At 41.6% G+C, this 15,439-nt stretch carries 15 protein-coding genes; all 15 read right to left on the reverse strand.

Going from position 1 to position 15,439, the window contains the following annotated elements:
* Nucleotides 1–41: 41 nt before the first annotated feature.
* Entirely contained in the window at nucleotides 42–1,103 is a 1,062-nt protein-coding gene (locus tag C1714_RS11370; RefSeq protein ID WP_102343364.1) for an NAD-dependent epimerase/dehydratase family protein, read from the reverse strand.
* A gap of 10 nt (nucleotides 1,104–1,113) precedes the next feature.
* Nucleotides 1,114–2,109, reverse strand: a complete 996-nt coding sequence (locus tag C1714_RS11375; RefSeq protein WP_102343365.1) for a glycosyltransferase — start codon at nucleotides 2,107–2,109, stop codon at nucleotides 1,114–1,116.
* A gap of 12 nt (nucleotides 2,110–2,121) precedes the next feature.
* The gene (locus C1714_RS11380) at nucleotides 2,122–2,934 is read right to left on the reverse strand and encodes a glycosyltransferase family 32 protein (RefSeq protein WP_102343366.1); all 813 of its coding nucleotides are present in this window, start codon (nucleotides 2,932–2,934) and stop codon (nucleotides 2,122–2,124) included.
* Between the two features lie 276 nt (nucleotides 2,935–3,210).
* Nucleotides 3,211–4,740 carry a lipopolysaccharide biosynthesis protein gene (locus C1714_RS11385; protein WP_167850046.1) on the reverse strand — a complete coding sequence of 510 codons (1,530 nt, stop codon included), beginning with the start codon at nucleotides 4,738–4,740 and terminating at the stop codon, nucleotides 3,211–3,213.
* Complete coding sequence (locus C1714_RS11390; RefSeq protein ID WP_102343368.1) at nucleotides 4,740–5,912, reverse strand: CapA family protein; 1,173 nt, start codon at nucleotides 5,910–5,912, stop codon at nucleotides 4,740–4,742. Before C1714_RS11390 ends, C1714_RS11385 begins: the two co-directional genes overlap by 1 nt.
* A gap of 277 nt (nucleotides 5,913–6,189) precedes the next feature.
* Nucleotides 6,190–7,473, reverse strand: a complete 1,284-nt coding sequence (locus tag C1714_RS11395) for an ATP-grasp fold amidoligase family protein (protein ID WP_102343369.1) — start codon at nucleotides 7,471–7,473, stop codon at nucleotides 6,190–6,192.
* Nucleotides 7,474–7,755: 282 nt separating this feature from the next.
* On the reverse strand, nucleotides 7,756–8,013 hold the full coding sequence (locus C1714_RS14720) for an SIS domain-containing protein (protein ID WP_425349066.1): 258 nt from the start codon (nucleotides 8,011–8,013) through the stop codon (nucleotides 7,756–7,758).
* Nucleotides 7,902–8,744: a glycosyltransferase gene (locus tag C1714_RS14315; protein ID WP_102343371.1), complete on the reverse strand. Its 843-nt coding sequence runs from the start codon at nucleotides 8,742–8,744 to the stop codon at nucleotides 7,902–7,904. The genes C1714_RS14720 and C1714_RS14315 overlap by 112 nt, the downstream gene beginning before the upstream one ends.
* 42 nt (nucleotides 8,745–8,786) lie before the next feature.
* Nucleotides 8,787–9,368: an SIS domain-containing protein gene (locus C1714_RS11410; protein ID WP_102343372.1), complete on the reverse strand. Its 582-nt coding sequence runs from the start codon at nucleotides 9,366–9,368 to the stop codon at nucleotides 8,787–8,789.
* Nucleotides 9,369–9,372: 4 nt separating this feature from the next.
* Complete coding sequence (locus C1714_RS11415; RefSeq protein WP_102343373.1) at nucleotides 9,373–10,686, reverse strand: HAD-IIIA family hydrolase; 1,314 nt, start codon at nucleotides 10,684–10,686, stop codon at nucleotides 9,373–9,375.
* 1 nt (nucleotide 10,687) lies between these two features.
* A complete protein-coding gene (locus C1714_RS11420) occupies nucleotides 10,688–11,638 on the reverse strand; it encodes an NAD-dependent epimerase/dehydratase family protein (protein ID WP_102343374.1) in 951 nt (316 codons plus the stop codon).
* Between the two features lie 7 nt (nucleotides 11,639–11,645).
* Nucleotides 11,646–11,858 (reverse strand): serine O-acetyltransferase, encoded by a 213-nt coding sequence (locus C1714_RS14465; RefSeq protein WP_245305122.1) that lies wholly within the window; start codon nucleotides 11,856–11,858, stop codon nucleotides 11,646–11,648.
* A gap of 272 nt (nucleotides 11,859–12,130) precedes the next feature.
* Nucleotides 12,131–13,126 (reverse strand): GHMP family kinase ATP-binding protein, encoded by a 996-nt coding sequence (locus C1714_RS11430; RefSeq protein WP_102343376.1) that lies wholly within the window; start codon nucleotides 13,124–13,126, stop codon nucleotides 12,131–12,133.
* On the reverse strand, nucleotides 13,123–13,944 hold the full coding sequence (locus C1714_RS11435; RefSeq protein ID WP_102343377.1) for a glycosyltransferase: 822 nt from the start codon (nucleotides 13,942–13,944) through the stop codon (nucleotides 13,123–13,125). The genes C1714_RS11430 and C1714_RS11435 overlap by 4 nt, the downstream gene beginning before the upstream one ends.
* 53 nt (nucleotides 13,945–13,997) lie before the next feature.
* The gene (locus tag C1714_RS11440) at nucleotides 13,998–15,380 is read right to left on the reverse strand and encodes a sugar transferase (protein WP_102343378.1); all 1,383 of its coding nucleotides are present in this window, start codon (nucleotides 15,378–15,380) and stop codon (nucleotides 13,998–14,000) included.
* Nucleotides 15,381–15,439: the final 59 nt, after the last annotated feature.

Here is a 15,439-nt window from a genome sequence, read left to right on the forward strand (position 1 = left end):
CCGATCCACCTCCCATCCAGTAATGCAAAGCCATGAGCATTTTAAAAATTATTGCCATAAAAGCTACAGTACCATTGTACGAACCTGTGCAGCCCTGTCTGCAGATCAGTTGATGGTTTGTAGCCAAAGTCTTTTTCAAGTTCACTGGTATCTGCGTAGGTTACAGCCACATCCCCGGGCTGCATAGCAACAAGTTCCATGTGCTGAGCAAGATCAAAATCATTTGGCAACAAACCAGCAAGAACCAATTCTTTTTCAAGAATCGCCACAAAATCCATTAGGTTTTCCGGATGAGAATTTCCAATATTATAAATTGCATAAGGAGGAATCGGCAACCCATCACGCCCATTCTTCTTTGCAGGAGCGCCCTGCATTACACGTACGATTCCTTCCACAATGTCATCAATGTAAGTAAAATCGCGCTGACATTTTCCATAATTGAAAATACGGATTTTATCTCCGCACAGCAGCTTGTTAGTAAATCCAAAATAAGCCATATCCGGTCTGCCTGCCGGACCATATACCGTAAAAAATCTTAAACCGGTACAAGGAATATTGAATAACTTAGCATATGCATGCGCCAGTAACTCATCAGATTTCTTTGTCGCAGCATAGAGCGATACTGGAGTATCTACCCGATCCTTTACTGAGAATGGGACTTTATCATTTCCTCCATAGACTGAAGAACTCGATGCATATACAAGATGTGCAATAGTGGAAGAATGGCGGCATGCCTCAAGAATGTTGAAGAAGCCAACAATATTAGATTGAATGTATGCATCAGGATTCTCGATCGAATAGCGCACCCCGGCCTGGGCCCCTAGGTTTACGACTACCTGAACAGGGTAGGAAGAAAAGATATTCTCTACAGTATCCTTATCCTCGAGATTGCCTTTAACAAAATGAAAATTGGGATACGATGATAATTGCTGAAGACGGTATTTCTTCAGATTAACGTCATAATATGAATTCAGATTATCCAGCCCGATTACCTGAATTCCAGGGAAAGATTCCAACAAGCGTTTTGCTAAAGCGCCTCCAATAAAACCTGCAGCACCTGTAATAAATACTGTTTTATTTTCCAGATTAATCGTTTCCTTCATTCCAATAACCTCACTTTTTCCCTAACACTTTATTATCAAAGCGGTTCATCCACTTTGCCAGCCAGTTGAGGAAAGCAAACTGCCGCCGTAAAGTTGCGTCATGGCTTTCATACAACTTTTTTGAAACAATAACCGCTGAAGTCTGAAATGCATCGTAATAAGATACAAGAGGCTCACACAGCAATTGCCGAGGCTCCTCAATCATCTTCTGTATATCCATTGGGATTTCATCACTGTCTTTGACCCGCTGCATAAGTTCCTCAGTCAGCAAAGGGATCCTTACAGCAAACGAAGAGCTATTTGAAACCTGTGTTGAAAAATAATGAATGATCAGTGGAAAGGCAAAGACCTGTTTAATGATCTGACAGTTGTAAACAGGCGGCAGCTCTCTAATGACATTTTGATATTTGATATTTGTCATATATAATCCAGGCTGATCAGTGCTCATCCCCTGTTTCATCGTCTCTATATAATACGATTGCCATGTCTGATAAAACTCGTGCGCCAGCTTAGTGTCCTTTGAATAAATGACTCCTCCATTATAAAACGATACCTCAGGAGAAATAGATCCGCCGAGCTTTGCAAGCCTCGCATTATAGGTGGCAACAAGTTCAGAATTCCATGATTCAACCGGTGAATGAAGGTCAAGAACAGCGCCTATATCCATCTGCATTTTATCCAGAGGGGAAAGATCACCGCAGATAATTGTGTCTGAATCCAAGTAGAGCATAGAACCGGAGATTTCATTTCTTGCAGATGTCTTTAATAAACGTGATTTTTGTGTATTCGTAAAGGATGAGGATACGGGGATTTCATGAACCTCATCTACATATTTCCAGATTTTTCCACGCTTCCCTTTTAACGTTTCTCTGGTTTTGTCATCCACAAGGAGACAGATCACAGAATTAGGGTTATGAAATCGTGCGGAATGCATGGAAAGAGCAGTTTCTTCTGAATAGATATCCTCATTTGTAGATGTCAGAATATACACAAGCTTTGTCTTCATATAAATGCCAGCTTATCGTCTCTTATTATTTAACAGTGATTTAACAATCTGAAGAGAGCCTTTGAACCCATTACGATAAAGAGAGCCAATGCAACGTACAATAGGATTATTGAACCAACGATTTGCACTTTCCGAACCGTGCTTTTGTGCAAACTGCACTCTATATTCCTGCCACTTTTTCTCCTTATCCGTTTTCCACGAAGCATCATAATGATGTATTGAACGTGTATTATCAGTAATCGTCAAAATTCCTGTACTGTAATCATATGGGCAGAACCAATCCGGAGGATAAATGGTAAATCCAGCAACCTGTTGAATGCTATTTTCATTTATAAAACCTTCTTTTTTCAGCAAGTTCGTCACAATACTCACAACTGTATTACGCGTCGACAAGTAACCATCCTCCCCTTCGAAATGGGAATGCTGATAATAATTCAGGATCTCAGCAATGAAAGGATTATTTATGTCAGCTGCCATTCCCAGTCCCGTAGCAACCGTACATTCATTTTGACCTTCCATTGCCATGAACGGTCCCTTCTCAATAAGATCATCAATGCTCCTAATCAATTCCACGTCCGTATCAAAATAAACGCCCCCATAGTGATAAAGAACGTCAAATCGAACATAGTCAGTTACAAATGCCCATTTTTTGTTTCGATAGGCCTCTTCTGCATAGGCACAGGAAGAGAGGGGAAAGGTCTTTTCATTCCATACCCGGATTTCATAATCCGGGCAGTATTTTTTCCAGCTATCAATGCATTTCTGCACCGTTGGGGGAAGCGGTTTTCCACCGAACCAGCAGTAATGAATAATTTTGGGGATCATCGTTGGAGCCCTCCATAATGTTTTTAATTATACCCCATAATTCATTTCACCTAGTTCCATGCGAAATACTCATTAAAGATTTACAGAAATGCAATTAGAAAAAGACGAAGGCAGCAAGTCAAAGATCCGGAGCGACCGATTATCAGCACTCGAAAGTGGAAAGATTTCTAGGCATTACATTACTTTCAGGTAGCAAAATAGCGTTTGATTTGGTTCCCTGACTTTTACCTGATCCCTGAATCATCTTTAAAGATCATTTTGAATCATTTAGAATGATTACCTCCCAAAAACTTTTCTATGAAATGTATTCAACATTTCTTTTGTCTCTCTGCTATAAAATACAAAAGAAATTAATAAACTTTCTGCAGTTGCTAAACTTAATACAATGATTGCTCCAACTATCCATGTACCAATTGTGTTGATATTCATCCACCCTACCAGTGGATTGCAAGTCAGTAAAATCAACATAATAGTCATTAGATCAACAATCATATGCTTAACGAAGAAAACAAAAGGCCTATTAATAATGTTGTCTTTCAAATACCATGCAAAGTATATTGTATGATAAAGCATTGCTACGAATGTTCCAATTGCGACTCCTATAAGGCCAAATCTTTTTACTGCCAGAACTGAAATTGCAATATTAATACATGGTTGAATCAAGCTTGCCCACTGCGTTTGCTTATAATGACCAGCCGCTTTAATCATTCTGAAATATGGAATCCTATAGCATTCGACAGCATAAGCAAAAGATAATAACATTCCAAATATAGGAGCATTGTAATTTGCATCGGTCACCCCTCTTGTATACCAAAGAACAAAGGGAGTAATAAGAATTGCCGTCACAGAAAATAATAGACTTACCAGAAAATGAACCATTGCTTCAACCGTTGAAAAAGATTTATTTAATGAGATAATTTCCTTGTTTGCAAGCATATTGCCCCACATAGCTTCTAGCCCTGTCATAGCAGTCATAATTATTTGCTCTATTCCATTTACAATAAGAAAATATATATTGTAGATAGAAACATTCGATAAAGTACTAGCAATGGTCAAAATGATAACATCAGTTCTACTGTTAACAACAGCTGCAAGATGCTGAGTGAAACCATTCCATTTTTGCTTAATTGGCTCCTCGGAATAGGTAATATGGAAGTCAATATCATAATGCTTATGGACATAGGTAGCTAAAAGACACGGCTTAATAACATAGATTATTGAAGTGACGCCTTTTACCCAGCGAATATCCTGACCATTCACTATTAAAAGAATGCAAATAATTGCATTAGCAAAAATACACATTGTCTGTACGGAGAGCTGAACCCATGCCAGTTGATCGGCATTCAGCAGTAACTGATATGTCATTCCAAAAAAATACTCAGCCAAAGTACTTAGTGATATTATCACTATCAATGAAACAGTAAATCCATAATCAAAATTTGAATTTACCAGTCGCGGGTAAAATACTATCAGGACAATAATATATATTATAAAAATGTATCCAATTTTCTTAAAAAACTTTGAAGCCGAAGCATAGATTTTGCTAATCATCTTATTATCTTTTTCGGCTAATGGTTTATACAAATTTGATTGTATTACAGGCCCGATTCCCATTTCTAGAAGGGTAATGAAATCCAGGAATTGAGTTATTGATGATATTAATCCATTAACATCAGAGCCATAATAAAGAAGAATAAATCTTGGTAAAATCAAGCCGGAAATAAGTGCTGCAATTTGCTTAATTAAAGCAGTTATTGTATTTAATTTAAACTTTTGATTCCTTGTAAGTTCTTTACTATTTCCCATCATCCCTGTTTATTTGAAAATAACTTATCATTAATCCCCTGGAGAAGTAATTCGTGATGTGCTTCGCATTCAATGTAATTTCTTACCCCAGTTAATGCGTTTTTGTCAAATCTCTTACTAATAACCAGTCTATTAAATTTATGCCCTGATAATTTATCTATTATGCGGAAAAGAAGACTCTTTTTCCCAGATACAGTAGATAAATAGTTATTAATCGAACTGTCCGCAAGCTCCTGATAATGCCGGTTGACGCATTCTGGATTTTTAATTTCTTGTGAACGCTCCCTGAAACCATTTAATATTTTAAAAGCTTCATCACCATCTGCCAGGCGAACTTTTTCTTTTTGCTTACAAAGCGGAATAAAATTAATGGACGATATAATATTTCCATTTTCCCTAGTAATATCCAAGTCAATCAACAAGCTTGTCATCCAAGAATCATCGTCACTGCCATCAAACAGAAAATTGCCTTGTCCATACACAATAGTGCCATTATTCCAATTTTCCATAGAACCAATACAATGGCTATGCTGGCAAACAACAAGATTAGCACCCTTGTCAATCAGTTTTCTACATACCTTCTGAAGATGAGGCGATGGGTACCGATAATTTTCTTTTCCCCCATGATATAAAACGATTACATAGTCAGTTTTATTCTTTAAATCATAAATATGATCAAGGCTATTTAACGGATCAAATGGATTAGCCCCTGAAGCGTTCTCATTTGCCGTAGTAAATTCATGTTCTGCACAGCAATAAATACCAATTCTTAATCCATTAATTTCAGTGATATATGGTAATGCCGCTTCAGCAACATTCCTGCCTGCGCCGGCGTGCGCAATATTAGCCTTATCAAGAACATCTACGGTACTTTTTAAACCTTCTGCCCCTTGGTCTAAAATGTGATTATTTGCCAAGTTAAAGAAGAAAGGATTAATTTCTTTCAATCCTTTGATATTATCTGTTGAAGCAATCAAATTTGGGCCAAATTTTAATATAGGGTTCCCATTATCAACAAGTGGCACTTCCAAATTAAAGATTGAAAAATCTGCAGATTTGATTTTTCTATATATTTTATCGCCAATCAACTCACTTACATTTCCATTCTTAAATAGGTAATGGTTACTATCAGTTGGGACGAGATCAGCACCAATTACAATTTTGACAGCCATAAATATGTACCTTTCATCAATACGCAAGATGAGCCTTATGCACTGGCCTTTCTATGCATAATGTTCATTGTATTTTATAATTCACCAAAGCCCAACTGAAACCTATTTTTTGAATAGCTCAAACAATTAATTCATCCAATATTAAAGTACAACATGCACCGTTTTGAGCACAGAAGATTCTCTCTGATATTCATTTCAAGACTGTTGTAATGCTGCCGCCACTAGATCATGAACTAAAACAATGACTGAATATCCGATTTCGCCAATAGTCTCTGTACTAGTTATTCATATCGAGTTTTACTTTCTTTCCCCAATAAACATCTGTGTCAAAAGATATATCAGTATCAAAACCACTCTGATTAAAAAAAGTCAACTCTCCAAAGTAGATTTTGCTATTAATATCATACAAATCAACACGTAATTGCGGATGCCCCTTCCCCAGCTTTTCCGAAATGCTTATTAATTCATTCAAATTTACTGGACGCTGTATATCCCCTTTTGGTTCTATTTCTGGTTTGTTATACATTAATCTGTTCCAATTTTTGTCATAAAAGCGAAACTTAGGTTTACCTTTTTCACGCTCAGTGCAAACCATCACACTGTCAACCACTCCATCAAAAGTAAAGACTTTATAATCATTTAAAGCCTTGTATTGTAATCGGACATAAATATCTTTTACTTTGGTTATCAATCCACCATTGATTGAAACCCAGTTTTCCATCAATTTGTTTGTTTTCTCCGATGCATACTTTTGGAAAGCAGACGCAGGATAGAATGATAATTCTCCGAAATATTTCTCCCCTTTTACATCATAAAAGTCTGCATTCAGAAAATTGTTAGATTGTGCTAATTCCTTAGCCAACTGTTCCACCTGACTAATGTATGTGTTGTTTAAAAAAAACATGTTATCAGAGACAGTTGGGAAATCAATTTCACTAAAGTCAAAAATATTATCTTTCGCATCGAAATAATTCGCTTGGCTTAATATGAACTTATCGAAGTCTGCTTTTAAGCACCTGGCAATTCCATGAAAACAAGAAAACTCAAAATCTTTCATACTATTTGAAGATGAATCTTGCATGTATTGTTCAGCAATTATTCGAGGCTTGACATCTTTATACGGCCATTCCCTTCCAACATAATAATAATTTCGTCTTAGAGAATTTTCCAATTTTCGCTTTGAAATATTAAATAACGTTTGATTGTTTAAAAATAATTGCTTATCTTTTACTATAATGATTCCACCAGAATCATGTGTCGTTTTTAATACAAATTGATTTGGAAGTTCATTAAAGTCAATATCATCAACAGAAGTCCATACTCCTAGAGTAGGAATAATATATTGAGAACCTATAATATTGCTTACATATCTTTTTGCCGCATATTTATCAACCATAGTTGTATAAATAGGTTTTCGGTCATGCAGCTTAAGCCACTGTAATTTCTCATTATAAGTTTGAGGATTTGATAAATTTAATTTCCTACCGAAAATCTTTTTATACCTGTATCTGAGGTATATTTCATCAGGAATAGCATTTTTTAAACCATCTTTTATATTCATATCAAAGGTTTTATTAGTTGTAAAAAAGACTTCTACTATCACTTAGCGAAGAAATAGAATCACTATGCTGATTTTGCTAACAATAATTGCATTTATAATCAAAAGATTGATTTTTTCAAGACTGCAGAAAAATCAGTTTTTTGTTTCGGGCTGGTAAGCACGACTTGATGTATTGAAATAAAGATGTCCTTATAAGCCCTAGTTCAAATACTATATCACCTTATCAGCAAGCTACTAGGTCAATATCAACAATATCATTCAATACAGCTGTGCGTTTGCTTTTCAATCTTTCTGTGAATTCATGTTCATTAATGTGTACATCATCAAATGATCCATTATCATATGGAGATCTTCAGAAATCTGCATGTTATTCACATTTACATGAATACAATAATCAGCTATTTTTTTGAGCTTACCACCCTCATATCCTACCAGGGCAATTGTCTTCGCTCCAATACTCTTTGCATATTCCATTCCATTAACAACATTTGCACTGTTTCCGGAGCTAGAAATCCCAAAGAAAATATCGCCATTATTAATTCTTTCTTTTTTACATATTCCCGGAGTTCTTCATCCATATCTCCGCTGCCGATCCACCAGTATTTTACATTCGGGATTTTCTTTGAAACCTGCTCAATCACATCCACTGCAAAGAATGGATTCTTTTCGCGCGAAATACGGCCTACCGATCCGATCACAATGCGATCACTCACGTTCATGGTCCGGCGGACTTCGTCTCTCTTCAAATGATCAAAGGCAGCGGTTTCGGAAGAAATCACATTTGGAACGACGGTAAACGGTTCCCTGCCGAAAAAGGATTCTCCCGCTTTGTTGCCGCAGGCGCAAAAGTCCGTGCACTGGTGTTTCAGAATCGGAAGAACTGCTTTTTCTATTTTTTCCTTTACTGGATTACTGCTGAGCCTTGTCGAGTGTGCATGCAGAATCCGGACCGGAACACCATACTTCCTGGCGCACTGCATCATTGGTATTGTTACTAGCAGAGAATTATCCGATACCACATCGTAGTTTCCTTCACGAAGGATCTCTTTGCATTTGTTAATATGAGCGGAAAAATTCTTCAAAGAAGGGAGGATATAGATCTTTCCTCCCGCCTTTTTTATTTCATCATAATAAGGAGTCGGAACATCATGAAGAAGAGCAAAATCCATGTGTACAGCATTGTGGTCAAGTTCCCTGAAATAGGACATCACAAAGCTGGATACCCCCTGCTCCTTATAAAGATTTACAACGACCATCAGTACTTTGATCATTACATCATCCCTGTTACACCTGAAAAATCTAAATCAGGATGATCACTTGTCACCCGGCCCCATATTCTTCAGTGTATACATCATAAGATGGTCCATAATCATATGGACGTCTTCGGCAATCTGCATATTGTTCACATTCACGTGAATGCAGTAGTCGGCAATCTGCTTCATCCTGCCGCCATCATAGCCAACCAGGGCAATCGTTTTGGCGCCGACGTTTTTAGCATATTCCATTCCATTGACAACATTGGCACTGTTGCCGGATCCTGAGATACCGAAGAAAATATCTCCCGCCTTGATTCTTCCCTTAATCTGATAGCGGAAGGTTTCTTCATAGCCGATATCATTACTGATGGCCATCATGATCGGTGTGTTGTCCGAAAGGCAGACGAAGTTGTACTGGGATGCTTCATCATTGAGTCCCTTATTGAAATCACATACAAAATGACTGGCCGTCGCCGCACTTCCACCATTGCCGCAGATATAGGTTGTTTTCCCCTGATCCTTGGCCTCTTCCAGCACATTCATCACGGTATTGATCTGATCCAGGTCAAGAGACTTCAACACCTCAATTTCCTTATTCAGATAATCCTGCAGCTTCGGTTTATAATCGACTGTATACATTGATTTACTCCTTTATGATCATTTTCACCGCATCAAGAAGGTTTTCGGCCGTAAATTCAGGCTTTGCCGGATATTGATCCAGGCGCTTGGCGGGATCGCCGGACGCAAGGAGAATTGTGTGCATTCCTGCATTGAAGCCGGTCTGAACATCAATACCGGTATCTCCGATAAACCATGAATTTTTCAGGTCCACATGATAATCCTGTTCCGCACGTTTCAGAAGCCCGATCTTCGGCTTCCGGCAGTCACAGACTATTTTCAGCTCCGCAACTTCATTCCTGTATCCCCGATCCGGATGGTGTGGACAGAAATACAGACCATCGAGATAAGCACCTTCAGTCCCAAGCTCTGTGTACATTCTATTATGAATTGCGTCCAGACGCTCAAATGACACTTCCCCTCTCGCGATGACGGGCTGATTAGTGATGACAATGCAAAGATATTCTGACGCATTGATCATCCGTACTGCCTCAGCGGCACCCGGCTCCAGCTTCATCTGGCCGGGATCCCGCAGATAACCAACGTACTGATTGATTGTCCCGTCCCGGTCAAGGAAAATACACTTCTGTATTTTTCTGAGATTGCGATGCTGCGGAATATGGTTTCTGATATCCTGCTCCGCTTTTGCCAGGCGCTCTGGCGTTCCGATATCCTTCACATATTCCGTGCTGTGATAGGCAAAGATCCGCTCATCCTGGATCAGGTTCGTAATGACATCCTTCTCAAGATCAATCTTGCGGCTGTTTTTTGATTCCTGAATGGTATGAGTGATGGATGCGATTCTTCGGTTCATCACATAGACACCGGCATTGGTGAGATTTGGAAAATTCTGAAGCCGCTCAGAGTTCTTAAAGCTCCAGCCGCTTACTCTTCCCTCGGGATCCGCAATGACAATATCGCTGTCATAGGGGTGGGAATTCGGATGTACAAAAAGGGTTATCAGTGCCTCATGATCCAGATGAAACTTCATAAAGCGCTGGTAATCAATATCGATAAAAAGGTCGCCGAAGACAAGAAAGAAATTTTCCTCCAGCCTGTCCTTCAACTCAGCAATGGCACCTGCCGTACCAAGAGGCGTCTCTTCCGTGAAATAAGTGATATTCACGCCAAAGCGCTGCCCATCACCGAAATAATTCCTGATGACATCGCCGCGATAGCCGATCACCAGGATGATGTCATTGACACCGCTGCTTTTCAGATTTTCGATCTGATGTTCCAGCAGCGGTTTTCCATTGATCGAAACCATGGGCTTGGGAATGTCCTGCGTCACCGACGCAAGTCGTGTTCCTTTGCCGCCGGCCATAATTACGGCCTGCATGTCAGCCTCTCATTGCGGCAAGAACATCTTTTACAGTCTGACGTACCGCCTCATCCGAAGTATGCTTCGGCTTCCAGCCGGTGCTCAGAACCTTGGAGATGTCATATTGAAACCGCGGAACGTCACCCTTCCAGCCGGTTTTCCCGCCGGTGTACTTGTAAGAGACATTGGAAAGCCCCATCTCTTCACAGATAATGTCAGCGATTCTGGTAACCGTTGTTCCTTCGGATTCCACAGAAATGTTATAGACTTCAGCGCCCGGTCTGAATTCCTTTGTCAAATCAATGATTGCCTCAACAAGGTCCAGAACATAGATATACGGTTTGCATTGCGTCCCATCACCGAGAATTTCAAGTTCCTTCGGGTTTTTCTGAAGCTTGTGGATAAAATCAAAAATCACGCCGTGTGTAAGACGCGGTCCGATGACATTCGGGAAACGGAAAATAACGACATTCATGTCGTTCATATTGGTATAGGAATAGATCAGTGCTTCCGAAGCAAGCTTGGCACCACCGTAATAGGAAGCCGGTTTCACGCCGCCGGTCTTTTCATCCAGAACCTGATCCTTCATATCGCCATAGATCGCAGACGTCGACGCAAAGAACAGATTTTTCACTCCATTCTTCCGCATCCCTTCAAGCAGCGCCCGTGTCGTCAGCAGAGTATCGTTAAAATCAATATCCGGCTGTCTTCCACCCTTCTGAATATCGGAATTTGCTGCCAGATGATACACTGCATCAATCCTGTTTTCCTCAAAGAGCCGTTCAACATTTTTCTGATCCGCAAGTTCCATCCTGTAAAACCGGAAATTCGGATTGCCCATCAGATGCTGAATGTTCTGATCTCCCATGATCAGCTTATCGGCACAGATGACTGTATTTCCGCTCTCCAGAAATTGATTCATCAAATGGCTTCCGATAAATCCAGCACCACCAGCTACCAGTATGTTCATATCTCTCTTACTCCTTCTTCATAATAATCCGGGCAGGCACCCCGACTGCTGTCGCACCAGGGGGAACATCGCCCAGGACAACAGCGTTTGCACCGATATGTGCACCATCACCGATGTGAACAGGCCCAAGAATGACAGCCCCGGCACCAATGACAACATCATCCCCAATCTCCGGTGCTCCATCCTCGGCCTGATCCGACCATCTGGCACCGATTGTCACATTGCATGCAATTCTGCAGTTCTTTCCAATCCTAGTATGCTGCAGGGTCACACACCCAAGGCCCCGGTGGTTAAAAACGGTTCCTTCACCAATTTCGGCATTTGCGGAAACAGCGTTATCCCCGAATTTAAATGATAAAAGTTCAAAAAACCGAGCAAAAGGGAAAAGCCACTTTGCTTTTCTTTGATACATCCGGTTTGCCATTCTCCAGCAAAGATTCATAACTTCATCTTCCCCTTGTACACTTACATTTGGATCAAAAAACGGAACGATTAATCGACGTTGTCATGCTCAACATGGATAATCGAAGATCCGCTGTTATCCATCCTGAATTGCATCTCACGAAGATCCGAGAGTGCATCCCTGACACTGTTCTGTCTGTTTTCCGGCACATAGAACAGCATGAATCCGGCACCTCCTGCGCCAAGCAGCTTTCCACCTTGTGCGCCGGCTTTCATTGCCTTCTCATAGGTTTCATCAATCAGCGGATTACTGATGCCGCTGGCAAGCGTCTTCTTCAATTTCCAGTTTTCATCCAGCAGTTCACCCATCGCATCGATGTTGTTCTTTTCCAGCTCTTCCTTCAGCTTTCTTGCAATCTCACACATCCTCAGCTGCGCTTCTGTTTTATCCGCCTCTTCCCTCTGCATGCTGCCGGACTGTTCTTTTAAGATCGCAGATGCCGAATGTTCGCCGCCAAGATAGAACATCAGCAGATTCTTCTGCAGCTGAAGATAGCTTTCCTGTTTCATGACGACGGGCTGCACATCGACATAACCGTTCGGTTTGAACTCAATGAAGTTTAAGCCTCCGAAGGCTGCCGCAAACTGATCCTGTTTACCGATCGGATTGCCGAGCTGATTGATCTCAACATCGCAGGCTTCCGAGGCGAGACTGTACTTGGAAACAAACTTTTCCCGATACGTATACAGCGCATGAAGCAGAGCAACCGTAAAGGTGCTTGAAGAGCCCAGACCGGTCCCTGAAGGAATGTCCGCCATCGAGGTGATTTCAACACCCTGAACGTTCATATTCTTAAGGACCTGACGGAAATAGTTATGCTTAATCTCATCATAGCTGTGAACGATTTCCGTCTGCGAATACTTCAGAACAATCTCATCCGGATGAAAGGACTGATGAAGCGCAATATACATATACTTGCGGATCGAGGTAGATAATACACATCCGCCGTGTTTTTCATAAAAGGAAGGAAGATCGCTTCCCCCGCCGCAGAAACTTACCCGAAAGGGTGCCCTAGTAATAATCATTGTTTGTTCTCTTTTCTGTACATCCTGTTGATGGTGCCGACCGGAACATGGTTGAATGCCCAGCCGCAGGCACTGGAAAGAATCGAGTGGAAAGGATGACGTCCGCTGAAGTTCCTGTCCCGCACATATGCCATATACTTCCGCTGCGTATCACTACTGCGCTTCGCAGTAAAATCACGCTGCACACGGTAATTCAAAATGACATCCGGTAAATTTGCAATATGATAGCCGTCATTCAGCAGACGCAGCCAGAAATCGAGATCTTCCGACATCTTCAGGCTTTCATCGTAATGATATCCCTGATCAATCAATGTCCTGCGCATCATGACGGTCGGATGGGCCATCGGATTTCTCGCACAGGAGAACAGATACAGCCGGATGCCTCCAAGCGGATATTTACGCCTGGAAATGATACGGTCATCCTCATCCATGATATTGATCTGCCCACCAACGACAGAAATATCCGGATGGCTTTCCAGGAACGTCACTTCCTTCCGGATCCGCTCTGGCAGAGCCATATCATCCCCATCCATCCGGGCGATGTAAGTCCCTTTAGCCGCTCTCAAACCCTGATTCAATGACTTTACGAAGCCAACGCGTTCCGGAGAACGAAACACCCGGACCCTTTCATCCTGACAGAAGGAATCGATTTTCTCCCTTGTGTCCGCATTTGTACTGTCATCAAAAATCAACAGTTCAATATTCCGGTAAGTCTGCCCAAGAATGCTTGCAATGGATTTGCCAACCAGATCCGGCTTTTCGTTGAATGTAGCCATCACAACGGACACAAGCGGATCATGCTGATCTGCTGAACTCATAACTTCTCTCCCCTGCTGCGAAACGCTTCAGCGGCATCTGACATGCCTGCTTATTACGGTCGATCGGATTCTTTTGACTCACCGGCAGTGATCTGTCCCTCGGCAACTCCCTCCGTCGATTCTTTCAGGAACAGAATTTTCAGTGTCATGAAGATGATCCGGATATCTTCAATCAGACTTGGATTGGAAATATACATCAGGTCCATCTGCAGCTTATCGTACGGCTTCGTATTGTATTTTCCGTAAACCTGGGCAAGACCGGTCAATCCGGCTTTCGCCTGCAGACGCAGGTTGAATTCCGGCAGCGTTTCCTGATACTCGGCAGCGATTTCCGGCCGCTCCGGTCTTGGGCCGACAATCGTCATATCACCCTTCAGAATATTGATCAGCTGTGGAAGTTCATCCAGCCGCACCTTGCGGATCCACTTTCCGATCGGCGTAATGCGGTCATCGTTTTCGCCGGTAGACAGGCGGGCAACACCGTCTTTCTCAGCATCCACGCGCATACTGCGGAACTTCAGAATTTCAAACGACCTGCCATCCTTGGTCAGCCGCTTCTGACGGTAAAAAGCCGGTCCGCCATCCCGCCGGATCAAAAGGGAAATGACAAGCATCAACGGAGACAGCAGAACCAGGAAGAACAAGGAGAAGATAATATCAAAGATCCGCTTCACCAGAAGATAATAAAAAGGAGGATGGTACCGCTGCACCCGCAGAATCTGCACATGAAACATATGGACACGCTTGGCACCGCTGAGAATAATATCCCCGATCCGAGGCATCACATAGGCAGTGATGTTATGTTCCACACAATACTTCAGAATCGCATTGCGATCATGACTGTGGACGCCGGCCAGGAACACCGTATCGCAACAGTCCAGCAGCGACAGGTTTTCAATGCACTGCTTTGTCTGATATTTACCGACAATCCGGTAATTGCGTTCCAGATGGTCATGGCGGATCTCATCCTCCAGATGATTTTCCTTTTCCCAGACGATGATTGTCGGATGCGCAGGAAATACACGAAAATACCATCCGCGGACAAAATAGGACCACGCAACGGAAATGCCAAGCTGGATCGGAATCAGAAGAAGCACCGGCCATGACACAGAAAAGCTCTGACCAAGCAGAGCGATCACAATGAACATCAGAAATTCCGTGATTCCCGCCGCCAGCATCTGACTGTAAACAAGCTCCGAAACCCTCGAATTCGAAACCCAGAACGCATCATAGGTGTTGGCAAACAGCGAATACATAATGACGTACAGCACAACCATTAGATAGTTGCCGCGCTGCCAGAACGGTGCCGCAATATGATGGTTGAAATAGGTATACCAGGCAATGGCAAAAGGAGCGCACATAAGCACTACATTCAGGACAAGGAAAAAATGATACAGAAACTGTTTCAACGATGAATGATTCTTTGCTTTTCCCATTTTCTTCCCTCCTTTACCTGAGCCGATTCTTATCTAGTATAGCTGAAAAGCGGACATTC

The sequence above is a fragment of the Galactobacillus timonensis genome, from assembly GCF_900240265.1.
Classification (GTDB): Bacteria; Bacillota_I; Bacilli_A; order Erysipelotrichales; family Erysipelotrichaceae; genus Bulleidia; species Bulleidia timonensis.

Coding starts and splice junctions, on each gene's coding strand:
- C1714_RS11370 (WP_102343364.1), bottom strand. CDS start 1,103: ATGAAGGAAACGATTAATCTGGAAAATAAAACAGTATTTATTACAGGT.
- C1714_RS11375 (WP_102343365.1), bottom strand. CDS start 2,109: ATGAAGACAAAGCTTGTGTATATTCTGACATCTACAAATGAGGATATC.
- C1714_RS11380 (WP_102343366.1), bottom strand. CDS start 2,934: ATGATCCCCAAAATTATTCATTACTGCTGGTTCGGTGGAAAACCGCTT.
- C1714_RS11385 (WP_167850046.1), bottom strand. CDS start 4,740: ATGGGAAATAGTAAAGAACTTACAAGGAATCAAAAGTTTAAATTAAAT.
- C1714_RS11390 (WP_102343368.1), bottom strand. CDS start 5,912: ATGGCTGTCAAAATTGTAATTGGTGCTGATCTCGTCCCAACTGATAGT.
- C1714_RS11395 (WP_102343369.1), bottom strand. CDS start 7,473: ATGAATATAAAAGATGGTTTAAAAAATGCTATTCCTGATGAAATATAC.
- C1714_RS14315 (WP_102343371.1), bottom strand. CDS start 8,744: ATGATCAAAGTACTGATGGTCGTTGTAAATCTTTATAAGGAGCAGGGG.
- C1714_RS11410 (WP_102343372.1), bottom strand. CDS start 9,368: ATGTATACAGTCGATTATAAACCGAAGCTGCAGGATTATCTGAATAAG.
- C1714_RS11415 (WP_102343373.1), bottom strand. CDS start 10,686: ATGCAGGCCGTAATTATGGCCGGCGGCAAAGGAACACGACTTGCGTCG.
- C1714_RS11420 (WP_102343374.1), bottom strand. CDS start 11,638: ATGAACATACTGGTAGCTGGTGGTGCTGGATTTATCGGAAGCCATTTG.
- C1714_RS11430 (WP_102343376.1), bottom strand. CDS start 13,126: ATGATTATTACTAGGGCACCCTTTCGGGTAAGTTTCTGCGGCGGGGGA.
- C1714_RS11435 (WP_102343377.1), bottom strand. CDS start 13,944: ATGAGTTCAGCAGATCAGCATGATCCGCTTGTGTCCGTTGTGATGGCT.
- C1714_RS11440 (WP_102343378.1), bottom strand. CDS start 15,380: ATGGGAAAAGCAAAGAATCATTCATCGTTGAAACAGTTTCTGTATCAT.